21 protein-coding genes, 1 tRNA gene and 2 rRNA genes (1 of these 24 only partly in view) are annotated in these 20071 nt (G+C 59.6%); 18 read left to right on the top strand and 6 right to left on the bottom strand.

All coding sequences use genetic code 11. From position 1 onward, the window contains the following. The 3 genes from AC3D24_RS06665 to AC3D24_RS06655 all read left to right on the top strand — a co-directional run. A 23S ribosomal RNA gene (locus tag AC3D24_RS06665) occupies positions 1-1458 on the top strand; it begins 1338 nt to the left of the window's first position. Between the two features lie 218 nt (positions 1459-1676). Then, positions 1677-1791: ribosomal RNA gene (gene rrf / locus AC3D24_RS06660) — 5S ribosomal RNA — on the top strand. Between the two features lie 78 nt (positions 1792-1869). Beyond that, positions 1870-1946 (top strand) — tRNA-Met (locus AC3D24_RS06655). 106 nt (positions 1947-2052) lie between these two features. On the opposite strand, the gene AC3D24_RS06650 is transcribed toward AC3D24_RS06655, so the two are convergent. The 4 genes from AC3D24_RS06650 to AC3D24_RS06635 form a co-directional block, all read right to left on the bottom strand. After that, positions 2053-3293 (bottom strand): IS3 family transposase gene (locus AC3D24_RS06650; protein ID WP_489029257.1). Its coding sequence is split into 2 segments (ribosomal slippage): positions 2053-2946 and positions 2949-3293, totalling 1239 coding nucleotides; the frame shifts between segments, so codons are not numbered across the junction. 371 nt (positions 3294-3664) lie between these two features. Further along, positions 3665-4909, bottom strand: a complete 1245-nt coding sequence (locus AC3D24_RS06645; RefSeq protein WP_489029255.1) for a hypothetical protein — start codon at positions 4907-4909, stop codon at positions 3665-3667. A gap of 210 nt (positions 4910-5119) precedes the next feature. Then, positions 5120-6046: a GlxA family transcriptional regulator gene (locus AC3D24_RS06640; protein WP_489029253.1), complete on the bottom strand. Its 927-nt coding sequence runs from the start codon at positions 6044-6046 to the stop codon at positions 5120-5122. 400 nt (positions 6047-6446) lie between these two features. Continuing rightward, on the bottom strand, positions 6447-6605 hold the full coding sequence (locus tag AC3D24_RS06635) for a hypothetical protein (protein ID WP_489029251.1): 159 nt from the start codon (positions 6603-6605) through the stop codon (positions 6447-6449). A 131-nt stretch (positions 6606-6736) separates the two neighbouring features. Between AC3D24_RS06635 and AC3D24_RS06630 the strand changes: the two genes are divergently transcribed. Further along, on the top strand, positions 6737-7699 hold the full coding sequence (locus tag AC3D24_RS06630) for a GlxA family transcriptional regulator (RefSeq protein ID WP_489029249.1): 963 nt from the start codon (positions 6737-6739) through the stop codon (positions 7697-7699). Between the two features lie 95 nt (positions 7700-7794). On the opposite strand, the gene AC3D24_RS06625 is transcribed toward AC3D24_RS06630, so the two are convergent. Next, positions 7795-8292, bottom strand: coding sequence for a Dps family protein (locus AC3D24_RS06625; protein WP_489029247.1), 498 nt, complete (start codon positions 8290-8292; stop codon positions 7795-7797). A 397-nt stretch (positions 8293-8689) separates the two neighbouring features. On the opposite strand from AC3D24_RS06625, the gene AC3D24_RS06620 reads away from it, so the two are divergent. The 5 genes from AC3D24_RS06620 to AC3D24_RS06600 all read left to right on the top strand — a co-directional run bounded on the left by AC3D24_RS06620 (position 8690) and on the right by AC3D24_RS06600 (position 13069). Beyond that, positions 8690-9517 (top strand): alpha/beta fold hydrolase, encoded by an 828-nt coding sequence (locus tag AC3D24_RS06620; protein ID WP_489029245.1) that lies wholly within the window; start codon positions 8690-8692, stop codon positions 9515-9517. Between the two features lie 69 nt (positions 9518-9586). After that, positions 9587-10213, top strand: a complete 627-nt coding sequence (locus AC3D24_RS06615; RefSeq protein ID WP_489029243.1) for an FMN-dependent NADH-azoreductase — start codon at positions 9587-9589, stop codon at positions 10211-10213. Positions 10214-10242: 29 nt separating this feature from the next. Then, positions 10243-10632, top strand: a complete 390-nt coding sequence (locus AC3D24_RS06610) for a tautomerase family protein (RefSeq protein WP_489029242.1) — start codon at positions 10243-10245, stop codon at positions 10630-10632. A 68-nt stretch (positions 10633-10700) separates the two neighbouring features. Further along, positions 10701-12152, top strand: a complete 1452-nt coding sequence (locus AC3D24_RS06605) for a catalase (protein ID WP_489029240.1) — start codon at positions 10701-10703, stop codon at positions 12150-12152. Between the two features lie 98 nt (positions 12153-12250). Next, a complete protein-coding gene (locus AC3D24_RS06600; protein ID WP_489029238.1) occupies positions 12251-13069 on the top strand; it encodes a cysteine hydrolase family protein in 819 nt (272 codons plus the stop codon). Here AC3D24_RS06600 and AC3D24_RS06595 read toward each other — a convergent pair. Then, positions 13053-13421, bottom strand: a complete 369-nt coding sequence (locus AC3D24_RS06595; protein ID WP_489029236.1) for a MerR family transcriptional regulator — start codon at positions 13419-13421, stop codon at positions 13053-13055. The two genes, AC3D24_RS06600 and AC3D24_RS06595, sit on opposite strands and share 17 nt — an antisense overlap. A gap of 80 nt (positions 13422-13501) precedes the next feature. On the opposite strand from AC3D24_RS06595, the gene AC3D24_RS06590 reads away from it, so the two are divergent. From AC3D24_RS06590 to AC3D24_RS06550, 9 genes are all read left to right on the top strand, one after another. Next, on the top strand, positions 13502-14782 hold the full coding sequence (locus AC3D24_RS06590; RefSeq protein WP_489029235.1) for an NADH:flavin oxidoreductase/NADH oxidase family protein: 1281 nt from the start codon (positions 13502-13504) through the stop codon (positions 14780-14782). Positions 14783-15027: 245 nt separating this feature from the next. Next, positions 15028-15672: an HD domain-containing protein gene (locus AC3D24_RS06585; RefSeq protein WP_489029233.1), complete on the top strand. Its 645-nt coding sequence runs from the start codon at positions 15028-15030 to the stop codon at positions 15670-15672. Between the two features lie 41 nt (positions 15673-15713). Next, entirely contained in the window at positions 15714-15992 is a 279-nt protein-coding gene (locus AC3D24_RS06580; RefSeq protein WP_489029232.1) for an alcohol dehydrogenase catalytic domain-containing protein, read from the top strand. Positions 15993-16067: 75 nt separating this feature from the next. Further along, on the top strand, positions 16068-16712 hold the full coding sequence (locus AC3D24_RS06575; RefSeq protein WP_489029230.1) for a zinc-dependent alcohol dehydrogenase family protein: 645 nt from the start codon (positions 16068-16070) through the stop codon (positions 16710-16712). Positions 16713-17087: 375 nt separating this feature from the next. After that, positions 17088-17528, top strand: a complete 441-nt coding sequence (locus AC3D24_RS06570) for a DUF983 domain-containing protein (RefSeq protein ID WP_489033078.1) — start codon at positions 17088-17090, stop codon at positions 17526-17528. After that, positions 17521-17841, top strand: coding sequence for a hypothetical protein (locus AC3D24_RS06565; protein ID WP_489029228.1), 321 nt, complete (start codon positions 17521-17523; stop codon positions 17839-17841). Before AC3D24_RS06570 ends, AC3D24_RS06565 begins: the two co-directional genes overlap by 8 nt. Positions 17842-18218: 377 nt before the next feature. Beyond that, complete coding sequence (locus tag AC3D24_RS06560; RefSeq protein WP_489029226.1) at positions 18219-18581, top strand: hypothetical protein; 363 nt, start codon at positions 18219-18221, stop codon at positions 18579-18581. Positions 18582-18707: 126 nt separating this feature from the next. Further along, positions 18708-19502 (top strand): alpha/beta fold hydrolase, encoded by a 795-nt coding sequence (locus tag AC3D24_RS06555; protein ID WP_489029224.1) that lies wholly within the window; start codon positions 18708-18710, stop codon positions 19500-19502. Positions 19503-19788: 286 nt separating this feature from the next. After that, positions 19789-19998 carry a hypothetical protein gene (locus AC3D24_RS06550; RefSeq protein WP_489029222.1) on the top strand — a complete coding sequence of 70 codons (210 nt, stop codon included), beginning with the start codon at positions 19789-19791 and terminating at the stop codon, positions 19996-19998. Positions 19999-20071: the final 73 nt, after the last annotated feature.

Here is a 20071-nt window from a genome sequence, read left to right as displayed (position 1 = left end):
AGACCAAGGGTTCCTGCGCAAGGCTAATCCGCGCAGGGTGAGCCGGCCCCTAAGACGAGCCCGAAGGGGGTAGTCGATGGGAACCACGTTAATATTCGTGGGCCTGGTGGTGTGTGACGGATCATGTGTGTTGTCATCCCTTATCGGATTGGGATGGCTTCGAAATGGTTCCAGGAAATAGCCCCACCGTATAGACCGTACCCGAAACCGACACAGGTGGTCAGGTAGAGTATACCAAGGCGCTTGAGAGAAGTGTCCTGAAGGAACTCGGCAAATTGCCTCCGTACCTTCGGAAGAAGGAGGCCCTCACTATGCGCAAGCACTTTGAGGGGGCACAGGCCAGGGGGTAGCGACTGTTTAGCAAAAACACAGGGCTCTGCTAAGTCGGCTTCAAGACGACGTATAGGGCCTGACGCCTGCCCGGTGCCTGAAGGTTAAGTGGAGGGGTGCAAGCTCTGAAATGAAGCCCAGGTAAACGGCGGCCGTAACTATAACGGTCCTAAGGTAGCGAAATTCCTTGTCGGGTAAGTTCCGACCTGCACGAATGGCGTAACGACTTCCCCACTGTCTCCAGGACATGCTCAGCGAAATTGAATTCTCCGTGAAGATGCGGAGTACCCGCGGTTAGACGGAAAGACCCCGTGCACCTTTACTGCAGCTTCAGAGTGGCATTAGGAAGAAACTGTGTAGCATAGGTGGGAGGCTTTGAAGCATCGGCGCCAGCTGATGTGGAGCCATAGGTGAAATACCACCCTGTTTGTTTCTGATGTCTAACCTCGTTCCGTAAGCCGGAACAGGGACCCTCTGTGGCGGGTAGTTTGACTGGGGCGGTCGCCTCCTAAAGAGTAACGGAGGCGCGCAATGGTGGGCTCAGGACGGTCGGAAACCGTCTGTTAGAGTGCAATGGCATAAGCCCGCCTGACTGCGAGACTGACAAGTCGAGCAGAGACGAAAGTCGGTCATAGTGATCCGGTGGTCCCTCGTGGAAGGGCCATCGCTCAACGGATAAAAGGTACGCCGGGGATAACAGGCTGATAACCCCCAAGAGCTCATATCGACGGGGTTGTTTGGCACCTCGATGTCGGCTCATCACATCCTGGGGCTGGAGCAGGTCCCAAGGGTTTGGCTGTTCGCCAATTAAAGTGGTACGTGAGCTGGGTTCAGAACGTCGCGAGACAGTTTGGTCCCTATCTGCCGTGGGCGTCGAAATTTGAGAGGAGTTGACCCTAGTACGAGAGGACCGGGTTGAACATACCTCTGGTGTACCAGTCGTTCCGCCAGGAGCGCAGCTGGGTAGCTATGTATGGACGGGATAACCGCTGAAAGCATCTAAGCGGGAAGCCTCCCTCGAGATAAGATTTCATAGAGCCGTCGGAGACCACGACGTTGATAGATCGGATGTAGAAGTGCGGTAACGCATGGAGCTAACCGATACTAATTGCTCTATTCGCGCTTGAGAGTCTCACACCATCAATGACAACACTGGGTCACCAGTAGCGACACGATGCGTGCGGATGAACAAGTCGAACGCCAGATTGCCAATCCCCTCGCCGTCGAGGGATTGGTCCAAATACCACTACAAACCATGCACGGTATCGATTTTAAGCCCCGTCCCAGCGAAAGCTCCGACGGGGTACCCAAAGCATTCCCAACGTATCGTCGCACCGGCTCCATTGCCTGGTGGCTATAGCGTCGGTGTCCCACCCGATCCCATTCCGAACTCGGCCGTGAAACCCGACTGCGCCAATGGTACTATCGCTCAAGCGATGGAAGAGTAGGTCGTCGCCAGGCATTGAAGCCCGTGCGGCAATACACAGGAACGCTAAACCCATTCACCATGTCTCATACCCCCTTCGCTAACGCGAATGTCGCGGGGTGGAGCAGCCCGGTAGCTCGTCAGGCTCATAACCTGAAGGTCACAGGTTCAAATCCTGTCCCCGCAACCACCTTGATTTGCAACACCTCCTCGGTCACCGCCGCGGAGGCTTTTTGCGTTTCCGCTCCAGCACATAGCGACAGCATTGACGCCAGCTTCCCGTGTGTTGTTGCCCCCTAAAGGCCTGACAGGGCCTCGCAGGTTTGCGCGATGAACTCGCGGGGTGATCGATAGCGCAAAGCGCGGTGCGGATGCACCTCGTTATAATGGGCGAACCAGCCAGGCAGTTGGTCGATGACACTCTGCGTATCTGGCCTGGGGTTCACGCGGACATAATCGCGCTTGAGGGTGCGAACGAACGCCTCCGCCATGCCATTCGATTGAGGACTGCTGACCGGGGTCGTGCGCGGGATCAGTCCAATGTCCCGGGCGAAAGCGCGCGTGGTGCGAGCGGTGTAGCAGCTGCCGTTATCGGTAAGCCACTCGATCGGTTCAGGCACGCGGTTCACCTGTCCGTAGCGATGCTCGACGGTGACGACCATCAAGTCCTGGACGTCCTCAGCGGTGATGCCGCCCGTCGTCGCCACGTGTCCCATGGCTTCACGGTCGCAGCAGTCGAGCGCGAATGCGACGCGCACCTTCTCGCCATTGTCACAGGTGATCTCCAACCCGTCGGAGCACCAGCGGGTGTTGCGCAGATCGACGGCGACGCGGCCGTCGTGACGCCGTTCCTCGCGGCGTTCGCCGTCCCGCTGTAGCAGTAGCCCGTGCACCTTCATGACGCGATAGACGCGTTTCGGATTGGGCGCTTCGCGCCCGGTCTTCTCGGCTTCCCGGCGCAGCAGAGCATGAACTCGGCGATAGCCGTACGTTGGCAGATCGGCGACGAGCGCGCGGATGTCGGCGACCAGTTCGGCATCCGGCAGCGGCGGTCGTCCGCGTGGTCGAGGTGCTGGGCGATGGCGCATTGCGGGCAGGTGTGGGCGAGCAATTCCGACCGCCTCTGCGACCGCGCTCACCGTCCATCCCGTGGCAACGAGGTCGAGCGCAACAGCAGTTTTTTTGGGCCTGCGGCCCGGGACACGGCCTCGCGGAGTAGCTCGTTCTCCATGGCCTTCTTGCCGAGCAGCCGGTGTAGTTCGCGCACCTGCGCCTCGAGCGCACGGTACTCGGACGCCGGCACGACTTCCTCGCCAGCTGCCGCGGCGGTCAGCGCACCCTGTGCCATCAGGCGCCGCCAGGTGAAGATCTGATTGCCGCCGATGCCGTGCCGGCGGGCGACGAGCGACACGCTCATCCCCGGTAGATACGTCTCCTCGAAGATCCGGACCTTTTCCTCCGGTGTCCACCGCCTCCGGCGCTGAACACCGGAGAGAACCTCGCCATCGTTGTAACGCCTGGTCGTACCGTCAGTCATATGCCTCACTCTTATCTAAGAGCGGGGCCCTGTCAGGTCATTTAGGGGGCCACCTCAGAATCTCCGTCTTGCGTGGCCAAGGTATAAGTTTCTGCTTCAACCCTCCGGCCGCAATCGGCAGCGCCATTGTCACCGGGGCCGCCCGGCTCAGCGGTCGAGCCAGCTAAACCCGCAATGGGAACGCCATCACGGTATACTTGATAGCGCCCCAACCGTCCGCGTCCGATCCGAATGATGCCGCTCATGCGACCTGACGACATGAAGTTCCCAGCCCCGCCCGCTGATAGACAACCAAACGCCTCCCTCTTCTGTCAGAGGCATTCTGACTCCGCGCCGCAAGGAATAGAAGTCAGGTCTTCACGGTTGATGGTTCACACCGACCCGAGTCCACCATCGCGGACAGGTTCTAGGCCGGCTCGTTTTCTCGGAACACCACGCAATTTTTGGGAAAGCTGAGCCTTGCGGGTCCCGGCGTTAGACAACTTCGGACAAGCGGCCTTGAGTATGTCTCGGACGATGAGAATCAGTGCGACTGTGGTAAATATCGCTCCGATAGGAGCCCCGGCGGGTAGATGGAACAGGTAATGGGCACAGGCGAACACTGATCCCAGCTGGATGAATACCGCGATCTTCCAGGCGCGTTTGCTCGGATAGATTACCGCACAGGCGTAGCCGAGCACATCGGCAAGAAAAAAATAGCGATCGTGCATCTTCGGCAGAACATACGGTAGAGCCGTAGCCGCGAAAAGCGCGACGGGCAGGAGAGCGGGGCTTTGGTGGAGCTTCGAGCGCAGGCCGAGAAGACCCATGACGACGCATACCATCACCGCCAGAGCGCCGCCGATCAGGACTCCGTGGGAGTAGGAGACGAGATCGAGCCCTTCGACATAGGTCCAGGCGTTCGGAGCGCCCTTCGAAAGTCTGGTGTAGTAATGCGCCTGGCCCGAGTAGACCGAAAGTAGGGACCACGCCGACCGTCCCGCCATCCAGGCCGGGGTGAGCATGGCGATGTAAGTCACGGCGGGCACCGGGATAATCTTCCACGACATTCGCCCGGAAGCGAGCAGATACACCATGATCGGCGCCATGAAGATGGCCTGCAACTTGATCGATAGGGCAATGCCGATCGCCGACGCCATGACGACCCATCGAGCGCGCAGCGCCGCGGCGAGTGCGACGATGTCGGCCGCCGCCCAAAAGGCATCGCATTGTCCCCACAAAGGTCCGTTCAGCCACACCGTCGGCATGAGGATGAGGAATGTTGCGGCCATCGAGGAAGAGCGTGGTCCGCGAAAATGCCGAACAAGCCAGTAGACCGCCGCGGAAAGAGCGACCGAACCCAGGATCGACACGAGCTTTATGACGTAGAGTTTGGATACCAGCGGATACAACATGCTCGCCGCTGAGAGGATATAAATATACGGCGGCGAATAATTTGAAAACTCCTGCCCCAGCGACCGTATCGGCCCGTTTGCCAGTATGTGATCGAGCCATGGGGCGAGGAAGCGATCTACATCTCTGGTATGCCAAGGCATGACGAAACCGTATAGCAAGGATATAATCAATATAGCTGGTATAAATACAAACAGTTGTCGCGCAAAATCACGTATAATCATGTGTAGTTCCGAAGCAACTATCGATATATGCTCATATTTCGAGCGTGAACGTGCTAATTCGCGCATCGACGAGCGCGCTTGAGGATTGTAAATCTCAAATCAGGTTAGTGCGGCGCCATCATTACATGATGGCAAACTAAGCAACTGGTTCTTGGTAGGACCGAAGCAAGTTGCCGCAAGATTGGAAATAGGCGCTGATCGGTAATGGTCTTATGTGGCGACCCCATAAGTGTCACTGAGGCGTGTGGGACCCGGGAAGATGGCTTGAGGGGCCGGACTAGCGCCGTACCCAAATCTCTTCCTGTAATCGCTCGGTGTCAGTCCGGTCAGACGGGCGAACAGCATACGAAATGACGCTACGTCGTCGTAACCGACATCCCAACCGACTTTGGCGATTGGCACGGTCGTGGTTTCCAGCAGTTTTCTGGCGTTCTCGATCCGCATCTGTTGGTGATATTCGTTGGGCCGCAAGCCCGTCGCGGCGTGGAAGCGGCGAATAAACGTTCGAATTTCCAGGCCTGACCACGCCGCCATGTCTGACACCTTGTAGCGGCCGTTCGCGCGCAGATGCACTTGATGCTGCGCTTTCGAAATGGCGATGTCGCCATGTTCCATGTCGGGCGAGAATACCCTGTAAAAACGCTGCTGCCGATTGGGTGGGTCGATCATCATGAAGCGCGCGGTATCCCGCATCGCATCGGCACCCAGTAATCGCTCGACGATGACCAAACCGAGATCGGTCCATGCCATCACTCCACCAACGGTGATCATGTCGTCGTCGTCGATCATCAGCGCATCAACGTCGACATCGACGGCTGGATACATCGTTGCGAGATCGGGTGCACATAACAGGTGCGTCGTCGCCCTGCGCCCGTCCAGCAGTCCGGTCTGTGCGAGCAGGAACGTGCCGCCGCAGATCGATCCCAGGACGGCACCCTCGGCATGCCGTGCAGTGAGCCAGTTCGACCACGTCGGATCGGTGAGACTGCCTTGCGCGGCAGTCTGGCAGGGCGGGATGATGACGAAGCTCGGGCTCTGCAGTTCGTTAAGCGCGATTGCTTCCGGCAGTGAATCGAACGTCCGTACGATGCCCGGCGCCAGTATTGGCGTAGTGGCAAACGCGGATGGCAGCCGCATCGCACCCCTGACGCTCGCGGTTTAGATCATCCGCGATGCGAAAGAGATCGGTCAGGCCGTGGATGATACCCAGCATCGCCTTGTCGCGCAGAACAATGCCGATCTCAACGGGGTGGTCGTGCTCCATATGGCTGGAACCCTTGATTAATAGATTTTGATGTTCGCTATCAAAGACATGGCACAATCCAGTTTATGTGACGTCCATTTATTCGATGGTATTGGTCAAGCCTAACTGCGCATAATTACTGCTTTTTATTCTGAACATTGAACGGGTCCGGATTATTAACCTAGGTTTACTAAGCTTGTATGATATAGTGCGCCTGTCGAATTTCATGATCGCGCATCCGTGGCCGCGCTCGACCTAGGAGCAACGACCATTTCCGCAGCTATATTACTGCAATCAGTTGAAGATGTTCGACGACACCGGGTCACTCGCAGGAAACGTATCCATCAAGGCATGATCGAGCATGTCGTCGTTGTGCTGGCCGGTAAGATCTTGAGCGCACAGCACTGCCGTAGGTTCGCTCGCCGCATAGATACGATCTACCATGATGTTCATCGCCGTGGGCCTCCGATTGGCATCGATCTCCGACAATCAGTGTCGAGATTATGTGACGACGATAGTGCACGCTCAAAGCCGATTGCAGCAACGAGAGACGGCCTGCTTTTCCTGCCAATGAGGCGTCGTTTATGACCATTCGAAAAGTCGCGATCGTTGTTTTCGATGGCGTGCAGGCACTCGACGTCGCCGGTCCTCTGGACGTGCTGGCGGAGGCGAACGGCTTTCTTACCCCTGAGGAACACTATGCAATCTCGGTCGTCGGACACGATGGCCCGCCGGTTCGATCGTCCAACGGGATGCGGATCATGGTCGATCAGACTTTCAGTGAGACAGACGAGGTCTTCTCACTCGTGCTGGTCGCGGGCGGGCCCGAACTGCCCTCTGCGCCGGCCGACGCTATCGTTACCGCCTGGCTACAAGATCGCTGTGCGGAAGCGGATCTGTACGGCTCGATTTGCACTGGTGCGTTCGTCGTCGGTCACGCCGGACTTCTGGATGGCTGCAATGTCACCACCCATTGGCAGAATGCGGGCAAACTCGCGGCGATGTTTCCCGAGGCGATCGTCGATCCCGACCGAATATTCCTGAAGCATGGAAAACTGGTGACCTCGGCGGGCGTAACTGCGGGGATCGACTTGGCCCTCTCGCTGGTCGCACAAGATCATGGTGCTCCGATCGCGCGGTCCGTCGCGAAGCGGCTTGTGGTGCAGTCGCAGCGCCAGGGCGGCCAGTCGCAGTTCAGCCCTTTTCTCGCCACCGCGCTCGACGAGCACTCACCCGTTGGCAAAGTGCAAGCCTATGTGATGGCGCATATCGGAGAGATGTTGTCGACCGAACGCCTCGCCGAAATTGGTGGGATAAGCAGCCGAAGTCTGTCTCGATTGTTCATGAGCGAGACCGGGATGTCACCGCATGATTTCGTCGAAGCTGCCCGTGTCGACTTAGCGCGCAATTTGCTCGAGGGCAGCATCTTGCAGTTGAAGGCGATCGCCTATGACTGTGGCTTCGGTACGGCCGAGCACATGCGATTGGTGTTCGCGCGCCGGCTTGGCGTTTCGCCGGCGCGTTACAGAGCCAGTTTTCAAGACTGATAGGCTGCGCATCGGCCCGTCCATGGATCATGCAGGATCGCGTGGACGCTGTCTGCATCGGTCGAATCAGGCGGTCGGTTCTTCTCGCGTAATCCTCAGCTCTTGCGGCTGGCCTCGAACAGGAACCAGGCGCGCTCTTCGGCCTGATCCGTCCATTCGTCGACGATGCCACTCGTGGCGTTGTCCTTGGCGGCGTCCGCTGCATCCTTGATGATCCGGAACTGGTCGACGAGCTTCACATTGTCTTCGCGCAGTTCGCCGAGCATTTCGGTCGGGCCGACGAACGCCATGTCATTATCGGCTATCGTCTGGTGGCGCGAAACGTCACCGATCGAGCGAAGCGTGATGTTGCCGGTTTTGCGCACGCGTTCGGCGATCGCGTCGGTGATGCCGAGGATCTGTGCGGACTGGTCGTCGAGCAGCAGGTGGTAATCGCGGAAATGCGGCCCTGACATGTGCCAGTGGAAGTTCTTGGTCTTGAGATACAACGCGTAGCAATCGGCGAGCGCGGCGTTCAGCGCGTCTGCAACCGACTTGGTGCTGTTGCTCGCCAGATCGCTCGGCGTGGCGAGGGCGGGGTTGGTATCGGCCATGTGTAACTCCGGTTTGAAAGTCGTTGCGTGAACGAACCGAAAGCCGAATTGCGTCCTTCCGGCAAGCGATCGCATCAACCAAAGCGCGCCGAGCGCCGCATTAGCCGTTCTTTGTCATTAATACCTCGCCTGTTTGTCGTCTTTGCCGATCACGGCCGTGCTTCCTGCCATTTATGAAATTGCTGCAGCGCAGCGATTTTGCCGGACGTGCGGAGACCAGACCATGCCGATCAAACCAGACAAAAGCAGCGAAGGCCCGATCCAAGGGTCGCGTCGAAGCATGCTCGTCGGAATGGCAGCGGCCGCAACGTCGGTCGTCGCAAGCTCCGCGATAGCAGGCGCAGCCCTTACGAAAGCGCCCGCGCGCGCTTCATCCTACCATTCCGGAGACGCAACGATGAGCACGATCACGGTCAAGGACGGCACGCAGATCTTCTACAAGGAGTGGGGTGCAGGTCAGCCCATCGTCTTCCATCACGGTTGGCCGCTGAGTGGCGACGACTGGGACAACCAGATGATGTGGTTTTCCGAGCGCGGTTACCGCGTCGTGGCGCATGATCGTCGTGGCCATGGCCGATCCAGCCCATCGTCGCACGGCAACGACATGGACACCTATGCCGCCGATGTGGCCGCGGTAACGGCGCATCTTGGTTTGCGCAACGCGGTACATATCGGTCACTCGACAGGCGGAGGTGAGGCAACGCGCTATGTCGCGCAATACGGGGCCAACGGCCGGGTCGCCAAAGCCGTGCTTATCGGTGCGGTACCGCCGATCCAGCTCGGTACGCCGCGCTATCCCGGCGGCTTTCCGATTGCGCACTTCGACGAGGTCCGGACGGCGGTCATCGCAAACCGGGCCGACCTGTATCGCAGCATCGCGACCGGGCCCTTCTACGGGTTCAACAGACCTGGGGCGAAGGTTCTCGAGGCAGTATCGGACAACTGGATCCGCCAGGCGATGGTCGGCGACATCAAGGCGCAGTACGATTGCATCAAGGCGTTCTCGGAAACCGACTTCACCGACGACCTGAAGCGGATCTCGCAGCCAGTCCTGCTGCTGCACGGCGAGGACGACCAGCTGGTACAGATCGAGCATTCTGCGCACCTCGCGGTCAAGCTCCTGAAGAACGCCACGCTAAAGACCTATCCCGGTTATCCGCACGGCATGGCGACGATCCATCCCGACGTAATCAACGCGGATATCCTCGCCTTCATTCGCAGCTGATCTCGGCTTGGCGGGCGGCGGCGCGTACTCGGCGCCGCCCGCCACCGAACTGTCCAAAGGACGACTTTGATGACCAGACTGCTGCATATCGTAGGGTCTCCGCGTCACGAGCAATCGGCGTCGCGCGAGGTAGCACGGACGTACATCGCGGCGCTCCGCAACGTCGATCCGATGCTGGACGTCGATACCCTCGACGTCTGGGAAGAAGACCTGCCCGAGTTCGGGATCGAGGAAATGAATGCCAAATACGCCGGCATCTACGGCGTGCCGCTGACCGCTCGCCAGCAGACTGCGTGGGATATACTTGCACCGCTGGTCGACCGGATCATCAGCGCCGATGAGATCGTGCTCAGCGTGCCGATGTGGAATTTCGGCATCCCGTACAGGCTGAAGCACCTGATCGATCTGGTGTCGCAGAAAGACTATCTGTTCCGTTTCGACGATGCCGGGTTCAGCGGCATGGCGCATGCAAAGGCGCTACTCATCTGCTCACGCGGACTGAATTTCGCAACCGGCACTGACACGCCGGAGGCCGAGTTCGACCACCAGAAATCCTCCATGCTGATGTGGCTGAAATTCATAGGCATTACGAACGTCCGGTCGGTCACGCTGGAGCAGCTCGTTTTCGGCTCCGAAGCAGATGCCGCGTCGCGTCGCGCCGCCAATGTGGCCGTGGTGCAACTCGCGCACGGTTGATCCCGTCCCCCGCATCGAAGGAAATCGGCATGCCGGTACTGAAATTCAACATGATACGGGGGCGATCCCCGGCGGAAATCCGGGCCATCCTCGACGTGACGCACGAGATCGTGGTCGCGACGCTCGGGGTACCCGAACGGGATCGCTATCACGTCGTCACCGAGCATGACGCGTCGCATCTCATCGCCCTGGATACCGGCCTCGATATTCCGAGAAGCCAGGATTTCCTGATGATCGAGCTGGTATCCCGTCCTCGGACGCAGGAGCAGAAACTCAGCTTCTATGCATCGCTTACCGAAGCGTTGGCGATCGAGTGCGAAATACTGTCGTCGGACGTCATGATCTACTTCGTCGAGAATGCCGACGTCGACTGGTCGTTCGGCCTCGGTCGCGCGCAGTTCATTACCCAAGAACTTTAGCCGGCACTTTTAAGGCGACGCCGTTGTCGCTCGCCGAAACACCGAATTTCCTCAGAAGGAGCTATGCCATGACGAGTGCCAAGTCACCGACCAACCTGACGCACGAGACCGGTACGCCAGTCATCGACAACATGAACATCCAGACGGCAGGACCGCGCGGACCGGCGCTGTTGCAGGACGTCTGGCTGCTCGAAAAACTCGCGCACTTCAACCGCGAGGTGATCCCCGAGCGTCGCATGCACGCCAAGGGCGCCGGCGCGCACGGCCATTTCACGGTCACAGGCGACATCACGCGCTTCACCAAGGCCGGCCTGTTCTCCGAGATCGGCAAGCGCACGCCGATGTTCGTGCGTTTTTCGACGGTCGCAGGCGAGCGCGGCGCGGCCGATGCGGAGCGTGACATTCGCGGCTTCGCTATGAAATTCTATACCGAGGAGGGGAATTGGGATCTGGTCGGCAACAACACGCCGGTATTCTTCCTCCGTGATCCGCTGCGCTTTCCCGACCTCAACCATGCGATCAAGCGCGACCCGCGCACCGGTATGCGCAGCGCGGACAATAACTGGGATTTCTGGACGCTGTTGCCCGAGGCGCTGCACCAGGTGACGATCGTCATGAGCGAACGCGGCATCCCGCGCAGCTTCCGGCACATGAACGGGTTCGGGAGCCATACCTACAGCTTCATCAACGCCGCCAACGAGCGGACCTGGGTCAAGTTTACCTTCAAGACGCAACAAGGCATCGAGAATCTGAGCGACGGCGAGGCCGAGGAACTCGTCGGCCGCGACCGTGAAAGCCATACGCGCGACCTGTACGACAGCATCGAAGCGGGACTGTTTCCACGCTGGACATTGTCGATTCAGGTGATGACGGAGGCGGAGGCTCGCGCGCACCGTTTCAATCCGTTCGATCTCAGCAAGGTGTGGCCACACGCCGAATTCCCGCTGATCGAAGTCGGCGTAATGGAACTCGATCGCAATGTAGATAACTTTTTCGCCGATACCGAGCAGTCGGCGTTTTCCCCCGCCAACATCGTGCAGGGTATCGGCTATTCGCCCGACAAGATGCTGCAGGCCCGTCTGTTCGCCTATGCCGATGCCCAACGCTATCGGCTCGGCGTCAATTTCAGCCATATCCCGGTCAACGCGCCGAAATGCCCGTTCCACAGTTATCACCGCGATGGTCAGATGCGGACCGACGGCAATCTCGGGGGCACCACCAGCTATTTCCCGAACAGTCGCGGGCAATGGATCGACCGCCCCGATCTCGCCGAGCCACCGCTGGAGATCGACGGCGCCGCAGCGCATTGGGATCACCGCCTCGACGACGACCATTACGAACAGCCGGGCAATCTCTTCCGGATGATGGATGCGCGGCAGCAGCAACTGCTGTTCGACAATACCGCGCGCTCGGTCGGCGGGGCCACGGTGCCGGTACAGGAGCGCCACGTCGCGAACTGCACGCGCGCAGACCCCGACTATGGTGCCGGCGTGCGCGCGGCGCTCGATCGGCTGGCCTGACACGCCTCGACGCTGGCGCAGCGTTTGCGCCGACTTGGCTGGTGCCTCGGCGGTCATCCTGTTGCGACCGTCGTTGCACCGCTCCCGGGAGATACATGATGCAAGAATTCGACACGGAACGCCGCTCCCTCCTGCGGTCGATCGCGGGGGCGGCTGCGGCCACGACGGTCGCAGGACTTGGCGCCACCACAGCCGCTGGTGCGGCACAGAAAAAGGCGGGCCCATATGCGGACCCGAGCAATCCAGTGCTGGAGAAGGGTAACATGCGCCTAGATCCGACGCGGGCGGCGCTGGTCGTGATCGATCCCCAGGTGGATTTCATGAGTCCCAAGGGGCTTGCCTGGCCATGGGTCGGCGAGAGCGTGACCGAGCATAATGTGGTGCCCAATCTCCACCGCCTGTTCATGGCGTCCAAACAGGCAGGCATGACGGTCGCGATTTCACCGCATCATTATTACCCGTGGGATCACGACTGGAAGGTGCAGGGTCCGCTCGAACTGTTCCAGCACAAGAACGGGATTTTCGACCGCAAGGGACCCTACACGCTCGACGGCTTCGACAATTCCGGTGCGGATTTTCTGCCGGAGTTCAAGAAATACATCAACGACGGCAAGACGATCATCTGCTCGCCGCACAAGCTGTACGGGCCGCAGGTCAACGATCTGTCGTTCCAGCTTCGCAAGCAGCGCGTCGATCAGATCGTCCTCACCGGGATGCTCGCCAACATGTGTGTCGAATCGCATCTGCGGGAATTTCTCGAGCAGGGCTTCGAAGTCGCGGTGGTGCGCGATGCCATCGCCGCGCCGAAAATTCCCGAAGGCGACGGCTATCTCTCGGCGTTGATCAACTTCCGCTACATGGCGAACGGTCTGTGGGATACCGACGAGACCATCAAGATGATCAGCGGTCGGGTTTAGCCCGGGACGAGCGCTCCAGGTCGTCGATCAATGCGATGATGCGTTCGCGGCGCGCTTCGGCCTGGACGATCAAGGCTTCGATCGTCTGCAGCTTGCCCTTCAACAAGACGATGGCGTCGCCGCAATCGACGAGGTGCTCACCCGACACGGGATGCGCGTCGGCGATCTCCTTCAGTGTGAAGCCAAGGGCCTGGGCCTGTTCGACGAAGCGCAACAACGGGATCATTTCGGGTCCGTAGTCGCGGTAGCCATTGTCGGTGCGCGACGCCGTGGGGATCAGGCCGGTGCGTTCGTAGAAGCGTATCCGCGACGCGCTCAAGCCGGTTCTGCGGACAACGTCGCCGATCTTCATACTGCCCTCGTACGGCGCTTGACCTTAAACATAGGTTGAAGGTGTACCGCGTCGACACGCACTGCTCAAGGGACTGTCCAATGACCTCCATACCCGTCTCGCTGTTCGACCCGCTCCGTCTTCCCAATGGTCTCGTACTCTCGAACCGGCTTGTTAAGGCGGCAATGGCGGAGGCGATGTCGGAGCCCCTTACGCACGCGCCCGGCGACGCCATGATCCGACTGTACGAACGCTGGGCGGAAGGCGGGGTAGGCATGATGCTCACCGGCAACGTCATGGTCGACGCACGGGCGCTGACCGGTCCCGGCGGGGTCGTCCTCGACCGGCATCAGGACCTCGCGCCGTTTCGCCGTTGGGCGATGGCGGGGCAGAAGGGTGGTGGGCAGATCTGGATGCAGATCAATCATCCGGGGCGGCAAGTGTACGTCTCGATGGGGCAGGAGGCCGTGGCGCCGTCTGCAATAGGTGTGCATATCGCCGGACATTCGAAGCTGTTCCCCAAACCCCGTGCGCTGAGCGAAAGCGAGATCGCGGAGGTGATTGAGCGATTTGCGACCACCGCGGATCTTGCTGCGCAGGCCGGTTTTGATGGCGTCGAGATCCACGCCGCTCACGGCTATCTGCTCAGTCAGTTTCTCTCGCCGCAGACCAACATTCGCGACGATCGCTGGGGCGGATCGCTGGAGAACCGTGCACGACTGTTGCTGGATATCGTCGCTGCGGTGCGTGCACGAACGCCTGCTGCATTCGGCATCGCCGTGAAGCTCAATTCGGCGGATTTCCAGCGCGGGGGATTTGGCGCCGACGATGCTGCCACGGTCGTGTCATGGCTGAACGCGTTGCCGGTGGATTTCGTCGAACTGTCGGGCGGCAGCTATGAGGTGCCGGCAATGCAGGGCGGCGACCGATCGGCCAGCACGCGTGCCCGTGAGGCGTATTTCATCGACTTTGCCCGCGACATCGCGGCGATCGCGACAATGCCGGTGATGGTCACCGGTGGTATCCGGCGCAGGGAGGTGGCGATCGATGCCATCAACGCCGAGGACGGCCGACCAGGCGTCGACCTGGTCGGGCTGGGACGCGCGCTTGCCGCCGATCCCGATCTTCCGAACACATGGCGTACCCGCGACGCCGCTACGCCCGAACCCAATGTGTCATGGATGAAGGCGCCGATCGCAAGCGTCGCCATTCAGTCGATTACGACCGCGCAAATGCATCGGCTGGGTACGGGTGGCAAAGGTGGTTCGAGGATTTCACCAATCCTCGCGCTAATCCTTGGAGAGATACGCAAGCGGTCGGCTACGAAGGCCTATCTTCGCTGGATAGAAAGCCGACAAGAACTGCGCCTGCCGTCGTCGTAAAGGCAGTCTTCCGGACGCATGCGTATAGAAGCCAATACGCGTTGGACGCCGATGGTTGAAAACCGCGTTAGATTGGCCGGAAACGCAGCGTTCGATGCCTTGCCGCTGCGCTGGGCAAGCGCGCATATCAACGATGAAGATCCGGCCTTCCGGCTACACGAACCTGGACGTCCCCGTGCACGCCAGTGAACTGCCAATTGGCGGGATGGCTCACCGCGGCTCCAATTGCTCCCGAGAGGATGACAATGACAATCTCGATCGCCGATATAGTCGTACCCGACAGCGCCATGGCGCGCGCTGTCACCCAGTTGATCCGCGACACCGAAACCGACTTGCTGTTTCATCACAGCCGTCGCGTCTTCCTCTGGGCCGCGCTTACTGGCGAGCGCCGGCGCCTGCCCTACGATGCCGAGCTACTCTATGCCGGCGCCATGTTCCACGATATCGGCCTGACCAAGAGTCATGCGAGCACAGATTTGCGCTTCGAGATTGACAGTGCAAATGCCGCGCGAGCTTTCTTGCGAAGCTATCATGTTTCCGAGCGTGAGATTGAAGACGTCTGGACGGCGATCGCGTTGCACACCACGCCCGGCGTCCCCGAACATATGCGGCCCACGATCGCGCTCGTCACCGCCGGGGTCGAAATGGACGTACTGGGGATCGGGTACCACGACTTCACGGCCGTACAGCGTGCCCATGTCTGCGAGCATCATCCGCGGGGCGCGAACTTCAAGGAAAATATCATCGAAGCCTTTGCAGAAGGCATGGCGGCAAGGCCGCTGACGACCTTCGGAACGGTCAACGCAGACGTGCTCGCTCTGAAAAACCCGTCGCACTTCCGCCGAGAAAATTTCTGCAGCATCATTCTAGGGTCTGACTGGGAAATCTGATCTCTGCAAAGCGCCGTGTGGCGCATGGAAAGTACCATTCGATGAAAACGTACCGCATGCAGACGATCGGGTCCGTGGATGGGCTCGAATTAAGCGAAGAGCCCGTTCCCGTGCCTGGTGCGGGCGAAGTACTCGTCCGAATCCGCGCCAATTCGTTGAATTTTCGTGATCTTGCTATCCTACAGGGCTGGTTGCCGTTCGGGGTCGAGGCAGGGCGAGTCCCGCTGTCCGACGCCGCTGGCGTAATCGAGGCCGTCGGCATGCATGTAACGCGCTTTGCGATTGGCGATCACGTGGTCAATTCAATTATGCCCGACTGATTCGGCGGATCGTTCCAGACCTTTCCCCAGCAATATGGCATCCATCTGGACGGCTGGCTTAGCGAATATCGCGTCGTGAGCGAACAGGAACTGGTCATGATGCCGGCCTTCCTTTCGTTTGCGGAGGCAGCGACGCTACCATGCGCGGCCGTCACGGCGTGGTCGGCATTGGCTGGTGTCGGCCCAGGAGACGTCGTGCTGACGCAGGGAACGGGCGGCGTATCCCTTTTCGCCGTTCAGTTGGCGAAGGCGGCCGGTGCAAGGGTTATCGCAACGACATCGTCAGACGTCAAAGCCGTGCAATTGCGCGCACTCGGTGCGGACCATGTGCTCAATTACAAAACGGTCGTTGAATGGGGGGCGCAGGCAAAGGCTTGGAGTGGAGGCCGTGGCGTTGATCGCATCGTCGAAGTCGGTGGTCCCGGAACGTTGGCGCAGTCGATTAAGGCTGTCGCAATCGGCGGCCAGATATCGCTCGTCGGCGTACTTGCTGACGGCGAAATGCCAAGTTTCATGGACATATTCATGAGCCAAGCGAGTTTTCGGCCAATCGCGACTGGCAGCCGTCGTGATCTGTCAGACATGATACGCGTCGTTGAGCAGCACCACATACGTCCGCAAATCGATAGCACGTACACGTTCGATAATATGAAGGCAGCTTGGCGAAAGTTTGCCGAGCGAGATTTGTTTGGCAAGGTTGTTATTGTTCAGAACGATTAGTATCTTTCGCTGAAATAATACAAAAACTGTCGCATCGTTAAATATACGTGAGTTAGCCCTAAAGGATGTTAAATAGCTATCACATCACTTGTTGAGTAAGTGGAGTCATTCAAGTAAACTTTGCTGTTCATATACGCCATGCCGCGCGAGACGTTATTCGTCGAATGTGTCGAGCGTATCGAACCAATACGGTTGGTCAGACTGGTTCCTTTATCCTGAGCGCAGACCGGACTTCTACGCCCAGCCATAATTATTGGTTTGGGATCGCATCATCGGACGGAGATGCGAAGCCTGGCGCGGATGCCCGCGTACAAACGCCCTTGTATATCCATACATATTGGTTATGTATGGCACACTCAGCAAACAAACGGTGTCATGGTGCCCCAAGAGGTCGTTCGCAGTTCCTTCCAATGGATACTAAAGTGCGGGTGGAGGGGACTGTGTCCTCGCTGCGGCAAGGGTGCCATGTTCAAGTCATGGCTGAAAATCACCGATCGCTGCGCGAGTTGCGATCTCGACTATCGCTTCGCGGCGCCTGACGATGGCCCAGCCTTTTTCTCGCTGTGTATCGTTGCCTTTCCGCTCGCGTTTTTCGTGGTCTGGATCCAGGTGGCGTTCGATCCGCCGTGGTGGGTGCACCTGTTCACATCCCTCCCGATTATGATTGCTGGTACGCTTTTCCCGCTTCGACCGATCAAGGGATGGCTCGTCGCGTCGCAATATGTAAACCGCGCGCAGGAGGCCGGAACCGGCAATCTCTGGGCGCAGCTCCACGGGCGCCCGCCGAGCGACGACGCCAGCAATTTCGATGATTGAAACGATGGCCGGAGCTGTCGAGCAGGCACGCCGGATTGCGTCGGATTTGCTGGCCGCCGATGGCCGCGCGGCAGATGCTAAAATCGTTGCCGGTGGCGGAGGGGACGATTTTGTCGAAGTGCAGATGGCCCGCCGAATGATCGAGGCGACATCCGCGCATGCCGCAAGGCTGGAACGTGCCCTGCGGTGTTACGCAGACCTTAGCTTCTGGGATGCGGAATGCATGGAGGCATCCCTGGCGTTTCACGACCAAGGCGAAATCGCTCGGTCCGCGCTGGTCGGCAAAGAACTGTACGCGCAGCATCGCGACTAACCACCACAGCATATGAAGGTCATACAATGGCGCGAACTCGTGGTTTCTTGCGAGTTATGTATGGTTTGTAGTTTTTTTAGAGAGCATGTCGAGGCCATGCAAAACTGGAAATCCGATCTTGGCGTGGTTGCCGGTTGCGGGCCCTGCGCGCAGCGCCAAGCGCCGCGCTCACCGCGCTGGATCCTGCCTTGAGTTCGCCGTACCCCGCTTTCATGTCGGTCTTCTCGGTTGGTCAGGCCGGTGGCGCAGAGCGTTTGAGGTAGCATCAGGTCACCGAAAAACACTTTATCGCGCAACACCCCCTCTCACTTTTCCAGCGGATCTAATCCTGACCTGTTCTGGAATCATCCCCCCGACCGCTCAGGGTGCGGGTAGCTATGAGCGCGATCCAATTTTGTCGGCATGACAATGCCGTCACTATCGCCCCCTTCGGTATCGGATCAATTCTCGGCTCGTTCGTCTGCCGGTCGTTCCAGCAGTCGCTGTCGAATGAAGCCACCGTGCGGATCGTTTCGATGGTCGTCGCCTGTGGCGCGATCCGCATCGCTGCCAATCTCGGCCTTGCCGTCACGGGCGTGGCCCTGTTGGCGGCTGAAGCGGGGATCGCGATCGGCACTGGCGTGTTCGGCCTGATGGCGCAGGTACGCGGCGTGTCGGTCGCTTTAGTCTCTGCAGCGCTTTTTCAAATGCTCGCAGTGCTGATCGGCTGTCGCTGGCCGTTACGGCATGATGCGGGATGAAGTCTGACGCGCGAACGAGGGCGCCTCAGCGCTGCCGAATTCCGCCAGCCGGTCACATTCGTCTAACGGACCGAGTCCGCCCTGCGTGGACGTATCCGTGGACGCGGGAAGCGGAAGAAAATTGATATGCCGAGGCGTGGTTATGTTGACGGTCCGTTCGGGCAGATTCATTTTCAGCACCTTGGCCACGGCGTGCCGGTCGTTTTGCTGCATCAGGTGCCGATGACCTCGGGCCAGTTCGACATGGTGTATGAACCACTTGCGCGGCGCGGCCTGTGGGCGATCGGCATCGACATGCCGGGCTTCGGGTTGTCGGATCCGACGTCGTTCGTGCCAAAGGTCAAAGATTACGCGCGGGGCATCACACCCGTGCTCGACGCCTTGGGTATCGATCGTGCATCGATCCTCGGCCATCACACCGGCGCCCTCGTCGCAACCGAAGTTGCCATCCGGTTCGCCGACCGCGTGGACAGACTTATTCTCAACGGCCCGCTGCCGCTGACCGAAGACGAGCGCGCAGACTATCTGGCGACGGGCCATCGATGGGAATTAAGCTTCGGTCCGCGTCCCGGCGGCACGCATCTGACCGAGTTGTTCATGATCCGCGACGGTTTCGCGGCGGGCACGGTCTCTCCGGAGCGGTTGAGCGAGTACGTCGTTCAAGCGTTTTCGGGGCGTGGCGCATTCTGGTGGGGTCATCACGCGGCATTTCAGTACCGTCATGAGGAGACCCTTGCCCAGGTGACGCAGCCGACGATGATCCTCACCAACACCGGCGATATGATTTACCCGATGGCGCACCGGGCGCACGCGATCCGCCCGGACTTCGCGTTCGTCGAACTCCAGGGCGGTGGCGTCGATATCGTGGATCAGCAGCCCGAAGCCTGGGCGGAGATCGTCGCGAGTTTTGTCAGCACCTAGATATACCTGCTGCCGATGCTGCAAGGGGCACAGACGACAGATTGCTTGCCCGCCGAGCATTTACTCCTCACTTAGGTCCGCCTTGCTCGAGGGCGTGACGTTGGCCAAGATCGTCAACGTGAGTCAGGTGTCGGTGCACGGGGAGAGCTGTGGTTGCGGGAGGCGCGATCACGCTCTGCGGTGTGATCGAGAACGCGCGAGCATGGGTTTTCGCGCAGACAAGGGCCGTCTCTCTGATGCCGTTTCTCGTTGACCCGAACCAGTGACTGATACCATCAGGTCGTCCATGACGAAGAGCAAAGGACGCACCGGCGCACGCGCGCGCGCCAATATCCAGCCCCCGCCGACACCGCTGGAGCTCGAAGCGGCCAAGCGAGAGGTCGCGCAAATCGAGGGACGTCTTGCCGGCCTAGCTGCCGGACACCCATCGGCCAAAATATGGAAAGCTCGCCTTCGCCCGGCTCAGGCCGTGATCGCGCGTGCTCCACGCGACTGAGCCACTGCCGGGCAGGCCATCTCGGCTGGCTGACTATTCGCCGAAGTTCGGCGGTACAGGACGCTGGCACGCG

The sequence above is a fragment of the Sphingomonas sp. SL1004 genome, from assembly GCF_057815015.1.
Note: the sequence above shows the minus strand (reverse complement) of the source record. Positions and strands in the feature narration are given on the sequence as shown.

What these genes read in the sequence shown, in the direction of transcription:
- AC3D24_RS06645 (WP_489029255.1), bottom strand. Translation starts at nt 4,909, where the DNA reads ATGATTATACGTGATTTTGCGCGACAACTGTTTGTATTTATACCAGCT.
- AC3D24_RS06640 (WP_489029253.1), bottom strand. Translation starts at nt 6,046, where the DNA reads ATGCGGCTGCCATCCGCGTTTGCCACTACGCCAATACTGGCGCCGGGC.
- AC3D24_RS06635 (WP_489029251.1), bottom strand. Translation starts at nt 6,605, where the DNA reads ATGAACATCATGGTAGATCGTATCTATGCGGCGAGCGAACCTACGGCA.
- AC3D24_RS06630 (WP_489029249.1), top strand. Translation starts at nt 6,737, where the DNA reads ATGACCATTCGAAAAGTCGCGATCGTTGTTTTCGATGGCGTGCAGGCA.
- AC3D24_RS06625 (WP_489029247.1), bottom strand. Translation starts at nt 8,292, where the DNA reads ATGGCCGATACCAACCCCGCCCTCGCCACGCCGAGCGATCTGGCGAGC.
- AC3D24_RS06620 (WP_489029245.1), top strand. Translation starts at nt 8,690, where the DNA reads ATGAGCACGATCACGGTCAAGGACGGCACGCAGATCTTCTACAAGGAG.
- AC3D24_RS06615 (WP_489029243.1), top strand. Translation starts at nt 9,587, where the DNA reads ATGACCAGACTGCTGCATATCGTAGGGTCTCCGCGTCACGAGCAATCG.
- AC3D24_RS06610 (WP_489029242.1), top strand. Translation starts at nt 10,243, where the DNA reads ATGCCGGTACTGAAATTCAACATGATACGGGGGCGATCCCCGGCGGAA.
- AC3D24_RS06605 (WP_489029240.1), top strand. Translation starts at nt 10,701, where the DNA reads ATGACGAGTGCCAAGTCACCGACCAACCTGACGCACGAGACCGGTACG.
- AC3D24_RS06600 (WP_489029238.1), top strand. Translation starts at nt 12,251, where the DNA reads ATGCAAGAATTCGACACGGAACGCCGCTCCCTCCTGCGGTCGATCGCG.
- AC3D24_RS06595 (WP_489029236.1), bottom strand. Translation starts at nt 13,421, where the DNA reads ATGAAGATCGGCGACGTTGTCCGCAGAACCGGCTTGAGCGCGTCGCGG.
- AC3D24_RS06590 (WP_489029235.1), top strand. Translation starts at nt 13,502, where the DNA reads ATGACCTCCATACCCGTCTCGCTGTTCGACCCGCTCCGTCTTCCCAAT.
- AC3D24_RS06585 (WP_489029233.1), top strand. Translation starts at nt 15,028, where the DNA reads ATGACAATCTCGATCGCCGATATAGTCGTACCCGACAGCGCCATGGCG.
- AC3D24_RS06580 (WP_489029232.1), top strand. Translation starts at nt 15,714, where the DNA reads ATGAAAACGTACCGCATGCAGACGATCGGGTCCGTGGATGGGCTCGAA.
- AC3D24_RS06570 (WP_489033078.1), top strand. Translation starts at nt 17,088, where the DNA reads ATGGTGCCCCAAGAGGTCGTTCGCAGTTCCTTCCAATGGATACTAAAG.
- AC3D24_RS06565 (WP_489029228.1), top strand. Translation starts at nt 17,521, where the DNA reads ATGATTGAAACGATGGCCGGAGCTGTCGAGCAGGCACGCCGGATTGCG.
- AC3D24_RS06560 (WP_489029226.1), top strand. Translation starts at nt 18,219, where the DNA reads ATGAGCGCGATCCAATTTTGTCGGCATGACAATGCCGTCACTATCGCC.
- AC3D24_RS06555 (WP_489029224.1), top strand. Translation starts at nt 18,708, where the DNA reads ATGCCGAGGCGTGGTTATGTTGACGGTCCGTTCGGGCAGATTCATTTT.
- AC3D24_RS06550 (WP_489029222.1), top strand. Translation starts at nt 19,789, where the DNA reads ATGACGAAGAGCAAAGGACGCACCGGCGCACGCGCGCGCGCCAATATC.